The sequence below is a fragment of the Bacillus sp. SORGH_AS_0510 genome (genome assembly GCF_030818775.1).
Classification (GTDB): domain Bacteria; phylum Bacillota; class Bacilli; order Bacillales; family Cytobacillaceae; genus Neobacillus.
Map to the genome: position 1 here is coordinate 256,899 of NZ_JAUTAU010000001.1, position 15,419 is coordinate 272,317.

The following is a 15,419-nucleotide window of genomic DNA, read 5'->3' on the forward strand; positions in this document are numbered from 1 at the left end:
ACTTTGCCTGCATTTTTAGAAAAGCGGTCAATACGATACCCCTTTTATGGGTTAGTTGGCGTAACAGTGGTACTGCTCATTATCCTGTTTTTATATAACTGGATATTAAGTGTAGCCGGGCTATTATTAATGTTTTTTCCTCTCTACTATATGTTTGTCATTGAGCACCGCCAACGAAAGGAAATGGAAGAATACATTTCCACGCTTTCCTACCGGGTCAAAAAGGTTGGCGAAGAAGCGCTTATGGAAATGCCAATTGGGATTATGCTCATCAATGAGGAGTACTTTGTCGAGTGGACAAATCCTTTTTTGGCCTCATGCTTTGATGAAGAGACATTAGTTGGAAGATCTCTTTATGATGTGGCAGATACGCTCATTCCGTTGTTAAAACAGGAAGTGGAAACGGAAATTATTACTCTTCATGACCGGAAGTTCCGTGTTATACATAAACGTGAAGAGCGGCTTTTATACTTTTTTGATGTAACTGAACAAAAGGAAATTGAGAAGAAGTACCAGGATGACCGCACCGTTATTGCAATTATTTTCTTAGATAATTATGATGATTTGACGCAGGGTATGGATGATCAAATGCGCGGGAGTATTAACAATCTCGTGACATCTATCCTGAATAAATGGGCTCAGGATAATGGAATTTTCCTGAAGCGGATTTCTTCAGAACGATTTATTGCTGTTTTTAGTGAAGGCATCCTCCACTCTCTTGAGAAAGGGAAGTTCACGATTCTTGATGAAGTGAGAGAAATGACATCTAAGCAAAATGTCTCTTTTACATTAAGTATTGGTGTTGGGACAGGTGTTTCCTCCTTGCCTGAATTGGGAGCGCTAGCACAATCCAGTCTGGATTTAGCCCTAGGCAGAGGTGGCGATCAGGTTGCTATTAAACTGCCAAATGGAAAAGTGAAATTCTTTGGTGGGAAAACTAATCCTGTGGAAAAGCGGACAAGAGTAAGAGCACGAGTGATTTCACACGCTCTGAGGGATTTAATTACCGCTAGTGATAAAGTCATTGTCATGGGCCATAAAAACCCTGATATGGACTCAATCGGTTCAAGTATTGGTATCTATAAAGTAGCACAAATGAATCAAAAAGAGGCCTACATTGTTGTGAATACTATGGAAATGGACAACGGTGTAAAAAGGCTAATGAATGAAATTCGCCAAAATGAGCAGCTATACTCGCATTTTATCGGTCCAGAACAGGCTTTAGAAATAGCGACAGACAAAACCCTTTTGGTGATTGTTGATACGCATAAGCCTGCCTTGGTAATGGAAGAACGACTGTTAAATAAAATCGACAATGTGGTAGTTATTGACCATCATCGTCGTGGGGAAGATTTTATCGCCAACCCATTGCTTGTCTACATGGAGCCATATGCCTCCTCCACTGCCGAGCTTGTAACGGAATTTTTGGAATATCAGCCGAAACGCGGTAAAATTGAGATGATTGAAGCCACTGCATTATTGGCTGGGATCATTGTCGATACCAAAAGTTTCTCCTTACGTACAGGCTCTAGAACGTTTGATGCGGCCTCTTACTTACGGGCACATGGGGCAGATACCATTCTTGTCCAAAAGTTATTAAAAGAAGATGTAGATACATATATCAAGCGGGCAAGGCTAATTGAATCTGTTACCTTTTACCGTGAGGGTGTAGCCATTGCAAAGGGAAATGAAAATGAGTTAAATGATCAAGTCATTATCGCTCAAGCAGCAGATACTTTATTAACCATGGATGGGGTTCTTGCCTCTTTTGTCATTTCCAAGCGGAGCGAAGGTGTCATTGGAATCAGTGCCCGGTCACTTGGAAACATCAATGTCCAAGTGATTATGGAGAGCCTGAAAGGCGGCGGTCACCTTACGAATGCTGCGACCCAGCTTAGCGGTCTAACGATAAAAGAAACAGAAGACAAATTAAAGCTGGCTATTGATGAATACTTTGAAGGAGTGAAGAAAGAATGAAAGTAATTTTTCTTAAAGATGTTAAAGGAAAAGGAAAAAAAGGCGAAGTGAAAAATGTAGCTGATGGCTATGCACATAACTTTTTAATAAAGCAAGGTTTAGCAGTGGAAGCAAACAATGCCAACATCAGCTCATTAGATGCTCAAAAGAAGAAACAAGAAAAGGAAGCGGCAGAAGAGCTTGCTGAAGCGAAAAAGCTGAAAGAAGTATTAGACCAAACAACAGTTGAGTTAACAGCAAAAGCTGGTGAAGGCGGAAGACTCTTTGGCTCCATTACTACAAAGCAAGTTGCAGAAGAATTACAAAAGAAACACGGAATTAAAATTGATAAGCGTAAAATGGAACTAGCTGATGCGATTCGTACACTTGGCCATACAAAGGTTCCAGTGAAGCTTCATCATGAAGTAACAGCAACTTTAACGGTTTCTGTTAAAGAAGTAAAATAATCTGGGATAAAAATTCCCAGTGCGAGATTCTGTATAACCATGTTAGAATATAAAAGTTATCAATGATGTGATCGGTATGTGCTGGTCACATTTTTCTTTTTCGGATATGCTATAATACTTTTATACTATTACGCTAAAATCATCCTACTAGAATAGGAGGTTTTTTATAGATGAATGATTTATTCGCGGATCGTATGCCGCCACAAAATATAGAAGCCGAACAGGCTGTTTTAGGGGCTATCTTCTTAGAACCCTCTTCATTAACACTCGCTTCAGAGATACTTATTCCTGAGGATTTTTATCGTGCTTCCCATCAAAAGATATTCAATGTCATGCTCGACTTGAATGATCAAGGGAAAGCCGTTGATTTAATTACCGTTACGGAAGAGCTGGCAGCAGCCAAGCTTTTAGAAGATACAGGCGGTGTTAGTTATTTAAGTGAACTGGCCGGGTCTGTGCCTACAGCCGCCAACATTGAGTATTATGCTAGAATCGTAGAAGAAAAGTCCTTGCTTAGAAGGCTGATTCGTACAGCGACGAATATTGCTACTGATGGATATTCGCGTGAGGATGAGGTGGAAGCTCTCTTAAGTGAAGCGGAAAAAAGCATTATGGAAGTGGCTCAAAGAAAGAATGCGGGTGCGTTCCATAATATTAAAGATGTACTTGTCCGCACGTATGACAACATTGAAGAAATGCATAACCGCGTGGGAGAAATTACGGGGATCTCAACTGGATTTGCTGAGCTGGACAGAATGACAGCCGGCTTCCAACGGAATGACTTGATCATCGTTGGTGCCCGTCCTTCCGTAGGTAAAACAGCCTTTGCTTTGAATATTGCTTCCAATGTAGCGGTTAAAACAGGAGAAAATGTAGCGATCTTCAGTCTAGAGATGGGTGCCGAACAGTTGGTTATGCGTATGCTTTGTTCAGAAGGGAATATTGATGCCCAAAGACTTCGTACTGGCTCTTTAACCGATGAGGACTGGGGCAAGCTGACAATGGCAATGGGAAGTCTTTCGAATTCTGGTATTTTTATCGATGATACGCCGGGTGTTAGAATCAGTGATATCCGTTCAAAATGCCGCCGCTTGCAGCAAGAACATGGTCTTGGCATGATTTTAATCGATTACTTGCAGCTTATTTTAGGAAGCGGCCGAGCGGGTGAGAACCGTCAGCAGGAGGTTTCAGAAATTTCCCGTTCACTAAAGCAGTTAGCTCGTGAGCTGAAGGTTCCTGTTATTGCCCTTTCACAGCTTTCCCGTGGTGTAGAGCAGCGTCAAGATAAGCGTCCAATGATGTCTGATATCCGTGAATCAGGAAGTATCGAGCAGGACGCTGATATCGTTGCCTTCTTATATCGTGATGATTACTATGATAAAGAATCTGAGAATAAGAATATCATTGAGATTATTATTGCCAAACAGCGTAACGGTCCAACTGGAACGGTTTCGTTGGCATTTGTTAAGGAATATAATAAGTTCGTCAACCTCGAGACGCGGTATGAGTCGCCGGGGGCATAAAGGTTAGCCTTTTTGGGGCTAGCCTTTTTTGTTTTTGAGGAGGCCTCGTGCCTTTTAAGGGTGAAATTTTGGGTGAACGGTAACTGGTCGGTGGGACTAGTGCCAGTGGAGGGGTGGAAATTAGGTGAACGGTAACTAGTCAGCAGGATAAGTGCCCGTGTCAGATGTGAAGGTAAAGAAACGGTAACTAGTCAAAACGACTAATGCCCGTTGAAAAATAAAAATTTTTCCAACGGGCACTAAAATAAACTAGCTAATCTTTAGGGGGTATATAATTAGTTGACTTACTGCTTCCTACACGATTATAGTGTCTGGAAAGAATTCTCCAAAGGGTTTTCTTAGATTTTATAATATCGCACCACTCCTGGATAATGTTTGTGGTAATGTTTATATCCGGAAAAAGAAGGATCAGTTCATTTACTGTACGTAAGACAGCGGCATCGATCTCCTCTGTACAGCCACAATTAGCACATACAAGCATTCGCCCCGACACCTCAGAAAAAAAGCCGTCGCCTTGTGGACAGATAATCCCCTTTTTTAATGAATCAAAATTGTAACCAGGTAATCGCGAGTAAGGTAATTCTACTTTATGAAGAGCTACTAGTTTCTCCGCTAATTTGAAATGATTTTTTTGTAAGTTTGCCGGCTTTGTATTTAACATCTTTAAAAAGCGATTGAGCTGCGTTGGATAAACAATAGTAGTATTAATAGTGGGTTGATATAAGTGGAATTCAGGGTTGACAAAAATGAGATAGGATTCAATCGGATAATGATATCCAAGTTCGTGGAGTAGTCCTCTTAATAGGATTTGAGAGCGGTTAAGTTGATGTAGGGGATTTTTCACGTCTTGCTTAGGAGTGATAAGCCATTTTTCACCCTCGATGTAATGGTCACCTTCAAAATTTTTTATGTCTAAATTATAAATAGTTTCTTGCGAAATAAGTAGGGTATCAATTTGAAATGTAGACTGATTAATTTCAAGTAATAGACCCTGAAGAATAATCCAATCGTCTGAAAGCCCATCTAACCATAAGTCACTCTTTAGCTCCCCTTCATAACCTTTTTTTAGGTTTAAGTATCTTTTCAACTCTTTAGTTGAAAAATCCATCCGGGCATGTAAATACTCTAGTAGTATTAATTCTAATGTCTTTTGCCGATGCTTAATAATCATGTTCCACATCCTTTTATTATTTTAATAAAACTACACTTTCATTTTATGGAAAAAGGTCATATTTTACAAGTTGTGATTTTAGTAGAATAACAAATTAATATTTTACGAACATAATATAAACTTTTATGTAAAATGTTCGTGTTTTGTTGATTTTTGTCCGCTAAATTGATAAACTATCTGAGGGAATAATAATTATTTACTGAAAGCAAAAATTTCGGAGGTGCCTTTTATGTCATCAGTAGTGGTTGTTGGTACGCAATGGGGAGACGAAGGAAAAGGGAAAATTACTGATTTCCTTTCTGAGAATGCAGAAGTAATCGCACGTTATCAAGGTGGAAACAATGCAGGCCACACCATCAAGTTTAATGGAGAAACCTACAAATTACACCTCATTCCATCTGGGATATTCTATAAAGAAAAAGCATGTGTAATTGGAAATGGTATGGTGGTCGATCCAAAGGCACTTGTTAAAGAACTTGCTTATTTACACGAAAAAGGGATTACAACAGATAATCTACGTATTAGTAACCGTGCCCATGTCATTCTTCCTTATCATCTTAAGCTGGATGAAGTGGAAGAAGAACGTAAAGGTGCCAATAAAATTGGTACAACGAAAAAAGGAATCGGCCCTGCATACATGGATAAAGCGGCTCGTGTCGGTATTCGTATGGCAGATTTATTAGACCGTGAAATTTTTGAAGAAAAGCTGGAGCACAACCTAGCAGAAAAGAATCGATTATTCGAACGTATATATGAAACAACAGGTTTTACAAAAGAAGAAATCCTTGATGAATACTATGAGTATGGTCAACAAGTGAAAAAGTACGTTTGTGATACATCTGTTGTATTAAATGATGCATTAGATGATGGCAAGCGTGTGCTTTTTGAAGGTGCACAAGGTGTCATGCTTGATATTGACCAAGGTACTTATCCATTCGTAACATCGTCTAATCCTGTAGCTGGCGGGGTAACTATTGGATCTGGTGTAGGTCCTTCTAAGATCACGCATGTAGTGGGAGTATGCAAAGCTTATACTTCTCGTGTAGGTGATGGACCGTTCCCGACTGAATTACATGATGAAATTGGTCACCAAATCCGTGAAGTAGGTCGTGAATATGGTACAACTACAGGACGCCCTCGCCGTGTCGGCTGGTTTGACAGTGTTGTTGTTCGCCATGCGCGTCGTGTGAGTGGATTAACGGATCTTTCACTTAATTCAATTGATGTTTTAACTGGCATTGAAACATTGAAAATTTGTACGGCTTATCGTCATAAGGATGAGTTAATCACTGAATATCCTGCAAATTTACGCATTCTAGCAGAATGTGAGCCGGTTTACGAGGAGTTACCAGGCTGGACAGAGGATATTACAGGTGTGAAATCATTGGATGAGCTGCCTGCAAATGCACGCCACTATGTAGAGCGTGTAACACAGCTTACAGGTGTACCATTAACTACATTCTCCGTAGGTCCTGATCGTAATCAAAACAAACGTTGTAAGAAGCCCGTGGAGACAAGTTTAAAACATAATGTGGAGCCCTCAAATTTGAGGGCTTCAATTATTTTAAAAGTTTTTTTGAAAAAGTATTGCCTAAATAGTATTAACCATGCTATTATAAAAAGCGTCGCCACGATACGACAAAGAAACACACGAGAGCCATTAGCTCAGTTGGTAGAGCATCTGACTTTTAATCAGAGGGTCGAAGGTTCGAGTCCTTCATGGCTCACCATTTTAATATTTTATATGGCCCCTTGGTCAAGCGGTTAAGACACCGCCCTTTCACGGCGGTAACACGGGTTCGAATCCCGTAGGGGTCATCGGCATTTGATTGTCAGCAAGTGACTGGCAAGGACGGTTTCCTTGCTGATGATCAATTTATAATGGTCCGGTAGTTCAGTTGGTTAGAATGCCTGCCTGTCACGCAGGAGGTCGCGGGTTCGAGTCCCGTCCGGACCGCCATTATACATATTACAAAGTTTATTATGGCTCAGTAGCTCAGTCGGTAGAGCACGATCGAATAGGCTTCTAAGAATCAGCATCAGCGTACCCATCGAGCTGCTGCTTGAATAAGCTTTCTGAGATGGGGACGAAGGACTTTATCTCAATCAAAGATTAGTGAAATATCTTATTATGGCTCAGTAGCTCAGTCGGTAGAGCAGATTGCTCACATCCTGATTTTGCTTCTGCGGCAATCTGCGAAAAAGAACGTAAGTTCTTTTGAGCAAAGGACTAATGCTCAATAAAGGATTAGTGAATCATCTTAATATGGCTCAGTAGCTCAGTCGGTAGAGCAAAGGACTGAAAATCCTTGTGTCGGCGGTTCGATTCCGTCCTGAGCCATCCCAAAGAGGAGTTTGCAAAAGCAAACTCCTTTTCTTTTTCCTCAAAATACACTTTTGTAACATATGTGTAATAAAACTTCCATTTCTATTCCAATAGAGGAATAATTCTCTTATCCTATTTTGCTGCTCCCTTTCTATTACTCTTGAACTAGAAAAAACCTTGATATGCTAGGGATAGGAACCTACTTCGCACGAATATTTTCAGACAAAACCCATGCTTATTTGACTATATTTTTCCAAGAGAAAGTAGAAAAATGTCAACAATTATACATTTTTGTTACATTATATCAACTATTAATCTTTTTAAATTAAACTATGGTAAAGTAGAGAAGGTCTAAAATTCTGGAAAATTCTTAGTTAGTCAAAAGTACTAGAGTAAGAGGGTTTTACCGTGGTTTAGGAGGAAAAAATGTTTTTTAAAAAAATAGCGAAGACAAAAAAGTTTTTACTACTTAAAACAACCATTATTACTGTAATGGCAGCATCTGCTGTTGCATTCAGCAGTGGACCGGTTGCACTTGCTACATCATCGAATGTTACCACCATTTATCAAGTCTATCTGAATGGTACATATATTGGGAATGTGACGGATAAACATCTTGTCGATCAATTAGTGGAACATGAAATTAAGGAAGCGAAGAAAACGCTTAAGGATGTTACACTAAAATTTGGACCGCAAGTGCAGTACATACCTGAACAGGTCCTACATGCTACAGCCAACAATCAAGAAACATTACAAACAATAAAAAATTCATTCCAGCTGCAAGCAGAGGCATCAGCCATTGATATCGATGGAAAGCCAGTTGTATATCTTGAAAACAAAGATGCGGCGGAAGATGTCGTTAAAAGTTTAAAGTTACAATATGTAACAGAAGAGCAATTAAAGGAATTAGAGGATCGTAAAGCCTCAGATAATACTGCTTTACCCGCATTAAAGGAAAATGAAACACGTATTTTAGACGTTCGGTTATCAAAAGATGTTTCCATTCACACAGAGAATGTTGCGCCAAAGAAAATCATGTCTATTAAGGAGGCCGTAACCTTTTTACAAAAAGGAACGTTAGTAGAGCAGAAATATGTGGTTCAAGAAGGCGATGTACTTGAAACAATTGCTGCGAACCACGGTTTAAGCCAGGCAGACCTCTTAGCAATTAATCCAGGTTTGACTGCTGACTCTCTGTTGAAAATTGGACAGGAATTATATGTGACTGTACCTCAACCGTATGTTGCTGTCATTGTGGATAAGGAAGCCAGTTTGAAGGAAGAAATCGCCTTTGCTAATGAAGTAGTTGAGGATTCATCTATGCCTAAGGGCGAAACAAAAGAAAAACAAGCAGGGCAAAATGGTTCACGTCTAGTGAACTATTTGATATCTGAACAAAATGGAGTGACCCTTAAGAAGGATCAAACCAGTGAACAAATCATACAACAACCAGTCAATCATATTTTGATCAAAGGAACCAAGGTAATCCCTTCTCGTGGAGAAGGAACCTTTGCTTGGCCTACAGTAGGTGGGTATATTTCTAGTAAGCAAGGCCACCGCTGGGGGAAAATGCACAAAGGGATCGATATTGCCCGACCAAGTAATAAGACAATCAAGGCTGCCGATAATGGTGTGGTTGTTTCCGCTGGATGGGATTCAGGTGGTTATGGGAATAAAGTCATAATTGACCATAAAAATGGATTCCGTACATTATATGCCCATATGTCATCAATCAAGGTTAGTGTAGGTCAAACGGTTTCGAAAGGCACACCAATTGGAATCATGGGTGCAACAGGAAACGTAACTGGCGTACACCTCCATTTCGAAGTATATAAAAATGGAAGCTTGGTCAACCCACTTTCTTATTTAAGATAAAATAGTTTGAAGGTCTCTAGTCTCCGCTAGAGACTTTTACTTTTTTAGAAATACTAATAGGAAAATAATCTATTCCAATCTTGCCAAATGCTAGTTATAGGTGAATTTATACTAATAAAATGGTAAAGTAAAATAGTATAGTTATGACTTTTTACAGCTTTTGTACAGCTTAAGAATAAATAGATAAATGAAAAAGAAGGAGCAATGGTATGGAAAAGAAAATTCTTGTTGTGGACGATGAAAAGCCAATTGCAGATATTTTGCAGTTTAACCTGAAAAAAGAAGGATATGTTGTCTATTGCGCCTATGATGGAAATGAAGCACTTGAACTGGTAGAAGAGGTTCAGCCAGATTTAATACTCTTAGATATTATGCTCCCATTAAAAGACGGAATGGAAGTCTGCCGTGAAGTTCGCAAAAAATATGAAATGCCAATCATTATGTTGACTGCAAAGGATTCAGAAATTGATAAAGTATTAGGCCTTGAGTTAGGGGCAGATGACTACGTGACAAAGCCATTTAGCACGAGGGAATTAATTGCCCGAGTGAAAGCAAATTTACGTAGACATCAGCAGGTCTTATCGCAGCCTGATGCAGAGAATGAGACAAATGAAATTGAAATCGGCTCACTTGTTATACATCCAGATGCCTATGTGGTTTCTAAGCGCGGAGAAACGATTGAACTAACACACCGTGAGTTTGAACTGCTTTATTACTTAGCCCAGCACATTGGCCAGGTTATGACGAGAGAACACCTTCTGCAAACTGTTTGGGGCTACGACTATTACGGTGATGTAAGAACGGTGGACGTAACCGTTAGACGCTTGCGGGAAAAAATTGAAGATAGCCCAAGCCATCCGACGTGGATTGTGACTCGCCGTGGTGTCGGATATTATTTACGGAATCCTGAACAGGAGTAGTCTTTTTGATGAAAAAGGTTGGATTCTTTCGTTCGATACACGTAAAATTTGTCATCATCTATGTTCTGCTTATTTTAGTTGCTATGCAAATTATCGGCGTGTATTTTGTCAAGCAGCTGGAAGAAACACTTAGGACTAACTTTCAAACATCACTAAAAGAGCGCGTGAATTTGCTTGCTTATAATATTGTGGAAGAAATGAAAAAAGAGCGTACACCAGAGGATCCAACAGTCGAAGAAGACATTAAGAAAATCCTTCGAGACTTTGATGCGGGGGATATTTCTGAGGTTCGAGTGATTGAAAATAGATCACTTAAAATTCTCGGCACATCCAATACCAACAATCAGGGTCTTGTTGGGCAACGGACAACAGAGCTTCGAATCAAACAATCGATGGTGATGGAAGAAGACCAGAGTGTCATTCAAATTGACCCGCATACAGGTGACCGGATTTGGGTACTTGCTACCCCTATTAAATCAGGGAAAAAGGTCATCGGGGCCATCTATCTAGTCGCAAAAATTGAAAATGTATTTGAACAAATGAAAACTATCAATGGTATTTTTGCCACTGGAACAGCGATTGCTTTATCGATTACGGCTGTTTTAGGGATTCTATTAGCCCAGACCATCACCCGACCGATTGCCGATATGAAGAAGCAGGCATTAGCCATGGCGAAAGGAAACTTTTCACGGAAAGTAAAGGTGTATGGTTATGATGAGATTGGGACACTCGCAATTACTTTTAACAACCTGACGAAAAAGTTGCAAGAAGCACAGGCAATGACCGAAGGAGAACGGAGAAAGCTTTCCTCTGTTCTTTCTTATATGACAGATGGGGTTATTGCGACAGATCGGAAAGGGCGAGTTATTTTGATTAATGAACCGGCAGCCAAACTGCTGAATGTTTCACGTGAAACAGTTCTATCACAACCGATCGTCTCCCTTCTGAAATTAGATGATACCAATACATTTGAAGATTTACTCGAAGAAAAGGAATCGCTAATTCTAGATTATAGCACCAAAAAGGAGCGCTACTTCCTTCGTGCTAATTTCTCCGTTATTCAAAAGGAAACCGGCTTTGTAAACGGACTGATTGCGGTTTTGCATGATATTACCGATCAGGAGAAAATAGATGCGGAAAGACGCGAATTTGTCGCCAATGTATCCCATGAGCTTAGGACCCCTCTAACAACGATGAGAAGTTATTTAGAGGCCTTGGCCGATGGTGCATGGCAGGATGAAGAAATTGCTCCGAACTTTCTAGAAGTAACCCGAACAGAGACGGAGCGAATGATCCGATTGGTCAATGATCTGTTACAGCTTTCCAAAATGGATAGTACAGATTATCGACTGACGATTGAATGGGTGAATTTTGTGGATTTCTACCACCGAATCATTGATCGGTTCGAGATGTCCAAGGAGCAAAAGATTACCTTTAAACGAAAGCTACCTAACCATGCCATTTTTATAGAAGTGGATGAAGATAAGATGACACAGGTCTTATATAATATCATTTCTAATGCCTTAAAGTACTCTCCTGAAGGCGGACAAGTAACCTTCTCCATTAAAGAAGAAGAAAGTAGAATTATTGTGAGTGTCAAGGACCAGGGCGTTGGAATTCCTAAGGAGAATATCGAAAAAATCTTCGACCGTTTTTATCGTGTTGATAAAGCAAGAACCCGTAAACTGGGCGGCACTGGTTTAGGATTAGCGATTGCGAAGGAAATGGTCAATGCACACGGGGGATCGATTTGGGCAACAAGTGAGGAAGGCAAAGGAACAACCATTTCGTTTTCACTTCCATACGAGCGTTCAGAAGAGGATGAATGGTCATGAGATATGAAAATATTAAATCAGGGATTTTAATAATATTAGTATTAGTAAGTATTCTTTTAACCTGGAATCTTTGGACCTATCAACCCAATTATGACACCATGGAAAACAGTAATACTGTAAAAGAGGTTACGGTTAGCGAAAAGCAAGAGGTGCAAAGTCTTGTGAGTCCAGACCAGGTTTTATTCCATTTGAAGGGCAAGCATTATGGCACCAACAATCCAGCAGAATTAGATAAGATGGTAAAGGAACTTAGAAAGTGGACCTTTTTTGATGTCAAAAATGTGACTGATAAAGTAGGGAATATGAATGATTTAGCCCGTAAGGATGGAAATGCAGAAATTATTTTTTCTGGAGAAATTCCTATAGAGCTTTATCGCAGCGTCTTAAATATTGAAGGAAAAAAGCTACCCTCCTTTAATTTCAATCGTATTATTATAGATGTCGATAATTCAGAGAAGGACACGGGCAGTGTTTATTTTGTTTCCTCTGAAAATCAACAGGTTTATTTAAGTCGGATTTCTTCTGTCAACCTAAGTGAGTTTAATCATGATTTTTATAAAAATGCAGCTCGTTATCCTGAGTTTTTTGCTTTTGAAGCTTCTGAGAGAAGAACGATTTATTTACCAGAAGGAAAAACCGAGATGACCTCCTATAAATATTTGTGGGATGCAGTCAATTCAGAGGAATTCAAGGATGCGCTGTTTAATGATCCAAGTTATGTGCAAAAAAGCTTTATCTCCCATGGGGAAGAATATGCAAACGATTCTAGTAAGATGACGATTAATTATGATACAAATATGCTTCAATACGTAAACCCTATTCCAGAAGATAATTATCTTGATAGCTCATATGATCTAGTTAAGCGAAGCATTGATTTCGTGAATGAGCATGGCGGGTGGACAGGCCCTTATCGGTATGTTTCGAAAAGAGAATATAATCGTTCTGTAACTTTCCGTTTGTACAGTGAGGATGGTTTTCCTGTTTTTAACGATAGAGGACTGTCAGAGATCTATGAAGAATGGGGAAGAGATGAAATTAAGAAATATGTGCGTTCCTACATTGCCCTTAACCTGCCTTTAACAACTGAAATGCAAAAGGTGATACAGCCTTCAGGTCATGAAGTATTGGAGTTCATAAAAAGGAAGCCAAACTTTAAACCAGAGCTGCTAGAGGACCTGATGTTAGGCTATCGAATGGAAAGGGATGCGGAGGAGAATAAATTGATCCTTCTAGAACCGACCTGGTTTTATCGATACGATAAAACATGGGGGCAGATTACGACGGACGATCTAGGAGGCTCGAAGCATGGATTGGAGTAAAATTAAGACCATTTTTATCTTGACCTTCTTGATTTTAGATGTGTATCTGTTATTTCAATTCATGAAGATACGGGATGCCAATAAGTATGAAATCAAAACAGAGGCTTCCTTCGAAGAGCGATTAAAGACTGACGAGATAAAATATGTGGAACTTCCAAAGGAGCCGATTAAAGGTCAGTATTTGAGTGCAAAGCCGAAGACTTTTACTAAAGGGGATATCGCCAAGTTGAAAGGACAGACGGTGTCTTTAAAGGAGCCTGGGGCAACTCTTCAGGCTACACTTGAAAAGCCCGTGCAGCTCAATTCTAAGTTTGAACCTGCAGAATTGGCCACTTTTTTAAAGGAAAATATCCTGTTTGGTGAGCATTATCAATTTTGGGAGAAGAATGACAAGAAAAATACGATTACCTATTTTCAACAATATGATAACTTCCCATTATTTAAAAATAGGAATGGGATGATTACATTCACGATTAATACGGATAATCAAATTGTCTCCTATCAACAAACCTACCTCGAAGGAATTGAAAAGCTAATGGGAAAGGAAGAAATTCTTCCTCCATTAAAAGCACTTGAAACCCTTCACTCTAAAGGGAATCTAAAACCAAAGAGTAAAATTACTAAGGTTGAGCTTGGGTATTCGACGCTCGTTCAGTTGGCTGCTTCTCAAGTATTAGCTCCAACTTGGCGATTTGTTGTCGATGATAAAGAAAGCCTATTTGTTAACGCATTTGAAGGCCAGATTATTGAATTTAACAACGATGAAAATAGTAAAGTGGAGTGATTAAATCATGTCTTTACGATATAGCATTCTGGCTAGCGGGAGTACGGGAAATGCTCTCTATGTGGAGTCGGATGAGCATTCCTTTCTTGTCGATGCTGGATTCAGCGGGAAACAAATGGAATCGCTGTTTGCTAATATTGACCGTGATATTAGTAAGCTCTCCGGTATCTTTGTTACTCATGAGCACAGTGATCATATTAAAGGAATAGGCATTCTTGCTCGTAAGTATCATTTACCTGTTTTCGCCAATGAAAAAACCTGGCGGGCCATGGAGAGTTCAGTTGGGGCTATTCCAACGGAACAAAAGTTCACTTTTGATATGGAAACAGTGAAGAGCTTTGGGGGAACTGATATTGAATCATTTGGCGTTTCACATGACGCGGCTGAACCAATGTTTTATGTATTCCATCATGGAGGCAAAAAACTGGTGTTGATTACGGATACAGGCTATGTAAGTGACCGAATGAAGGGGATTATCTCCAATGCCGATGTGTATATTTTTGAATCTAACCATGACGTGCAGATGCTTAGAATGGGAAGATATCCGTGGAATATTAAGCGCAGAATTCTAAGCGATGTCGGTCATGTATCTAATGAAGATGCTGCTCTTGCCATGAGTGATGTGGTGGGTGACAATACCAAACGTGTGTATCTTGCCCACTTAAGTCTTGATAACAACATGAAAGACTTAGCAAAGATGTCAGTAGCCCAAACACTCCAAAGCCGCGGTCTCATTGTAGGAGAACAATTTGACCTCTACGACACAGACCCAAAAACACCAACCATCTTAACAGCAGTTTAACGTGTTTTTATAAAAAGGCTGTGTTAAAGAACATTGTTAATTTCTATACACTGTTGATTGGAACGGAAAGAGCGGAGACTCCTGTGGGAGTATGGTTCAGGGGAGATCCCTGAGGCATTAGCGCTGAGGAGGCTCGCCGAAACACCCCCGAACCGCTCGCTCCTGGAGCGGAAATCAACAGACAAGTTAACAAAGCCTATAAATTGAAGTTGCCTTTTAAGGCGGCTTCTTTTTTTTCAATAAGAAAGTATAAAATTTGACTTTGAGAATTGTCCAGCTCCAGCGCCTAGCCAGTTTTCATCCTGAATATTCTACCTTGAGTATCTTGTAACAATCATGGCTTGATAAAGCGATGATTGTTACAGCTCGGGTCAAATAACCTTCGGTAATAAAAGTCAAAAGGCGGACTTTTTTTGCCGAAGAACATTTGCCTGTCGGGGC

The 15,419-nt window shown here is 39.8% G+C and carries 10 protein-coding genes, 4 tRNA genes and 1 pseudogene; 14 read left to right on the top strand and 1 reads right to left on the bottom strand.

Annotated elements, in window-relative coordinates:
- Window positions 1–3 precede the first annotated feature (3 nt).
- The 3 genes from QE429_RS01420 (at window position 4) to dnaB (ending at window position 3,946) form a co-directional block, all read left to right on the top strand.
- The gene (locus tag QE429_RS01420) at window positions 4–1,977 is read left to right on the top strand and encodes a DHH family phosphoesterase (RefSeq protein ID WP_307283128.1); all 1,974 of its coding nucleotides are present in this window, start codon (window positions 4–6) and stop codon (window positions 1,975–1,977) included.
- Entirely contained in the window at window positions 1,974–2,423 is a 450-nt protein-coding gene (rplI, locus tag QE429_RS01425; protein ID WP_307283130.1) for a 50S ribosomal protein L9, read from the top strand. The genes QE429_RS01420 and rplI overlap by 4 nt, the downstream gene beginning before the upstream one ends.
- 170 nt (window positions 2,424–2,593) lie before the next feature.
- A complete protein-coding gene (gene dnaB / locus QE429_RS01430; protein WP_307283135.1) occupies window positions 2,594–3,946 on the top strand; it encodes a replicative DNA helicase in 1,353 nt (450 codons plus the stop codon).
- A gap of 253 nt (window positions 3,947–4,199) precedes the next feature.
- Here dnaB and QE429_RS01435 read toward each other — a convergent pair whose 3' ends face one another.
- The gene (locus tag QE429_RS01435; protein ID WP_307283140.1) at window positions 4,200–5,117 is read right to left on the bottom strand and encodes a nuclease-related domain-containing protein; all 918 of its coding nucleotides are present in this window, start codon (window positions 5,115–5,117) and stop codon (window positions 4,200–4,202) included.
- A 229-nt stretch (window positions 5,118–5,346) separates the two neighbouring features.
- On the opposite strand from QE429_RS01435, the pseudogene QE429_RS01440 reads away from it, so the two are divergent.
- The 11 genes and pseudogenes from QE429_RS01440 (at window position 5,347) to QE429_RS01490 (ending at window position 14,978) form a co-directional block, all read left to right on the top strand.
- Window positions 5,347–6,640 (top strand): annotated as a pseudogene (locus QE429_RS01440) (adenylosuccinate synthase).
- Between the two features lie 131 nt (window positions 6,641–6,771).
- Window positions 6,772–6,847 (top strand) — tRNA-Lys (locus QE429_RS01445).
- Between the two features lie 16 nt (window positions 6,848–6,863).
- A tRNA-Glu gene (locus QE429_RS01450) sits at window positions 6,864–6,935 on the top strand.
- A gap of 65 nt (window positions 6,936–7,000) precedes the next feature.
- Window positions 7,001–7,077, top strand: a tRNA-Asp gene (locus QE429_RS01455).
- 308 nt (window positions 7,078–7,385) lie between these two features.
- Window positions 7,386–7,458: transfer RNA gene (locus QE429_RS01460), tRNA-Phe, on the top strand.
- Between the two features lie 411 nt (window positions 7,459–7,869).
- Window positions 7,870–9,318 carry a M23 family metallopeptidase gene (locus tag QE429_RS01465; RefSeq protein WP_307283142.1) on the top strand — a complete coding sequence of 483 codons (1,449 nt, stop codon included), beginning with the start codon at window positions 7,870–7,872 and terminating at the stop codon, window positions 9,316–9,318.
- Between the two features lie 209 nt (window positions 9,319–9,527).
- The gene (gene yycF / locus QE429_RS01470; protein ID WP_307283144.1) at window positions 9,528–10,238 is read left to right on the top strand and encodes a response regulator YycF; all 711 of its coding nucleotides are present in this window, start codon (window positions 9,528–9,530) and stop codon (window positions 10,236–10,238) included.
- 8 nt (window positions 10,239–10,246) lie between these two features.
- A complete protein-coding gene (gene walK / locus QE429_RS01475; RefSeq protein WP_307290706.1) occupies window positions 10,247–12,073 on the top strand; it encodes a cell wall metabolism sensor histidine kinase WalK in 1,827 nt (608 codons plus the stop codon).
- Entirely contained in the window at window positions 12,070–13,392 is a 1,323-nt protein-coding gene (locus QE429_RS01480; RefSeq protein ID WP_307283145.1) for a YycH family regulatory protein, read from the top strand. The genes walK and QE429_RS01480 overlap by 4 nt, the downstream gene beginning before the upstream one ends.
- Window positions 13,379–14,176: a two-component system regulatory protein YycI gene (locus QE429_RS01485; RefSeq protein ID WP_307283148.1), complete on the top strand. Its 798-nt coding sequence runs from the start codon at window positions 13,379–13,381 to the stop codon at window positions 14,174–14,176. The genes QE429_RS01480 and QE429_RS01485 overlap by 14 nt, the downstream gene beginning before the upstream one ends.
- A 7-nt stretch (window positions 14,177–14,183) precedes the next feature.
- Window positions 14,184–14,978, top strand: a complete 795-nt coding sequence (locus QE429_RS01490) for an MBL fold metallo-hydrolase (protein WP_307283151.1) — start codon at window positions 14,184–14,186, stop codon at window positions 14,976–14,978.
- Window positions 14,979–15,419: the final 441 nt, after the last annotated feature.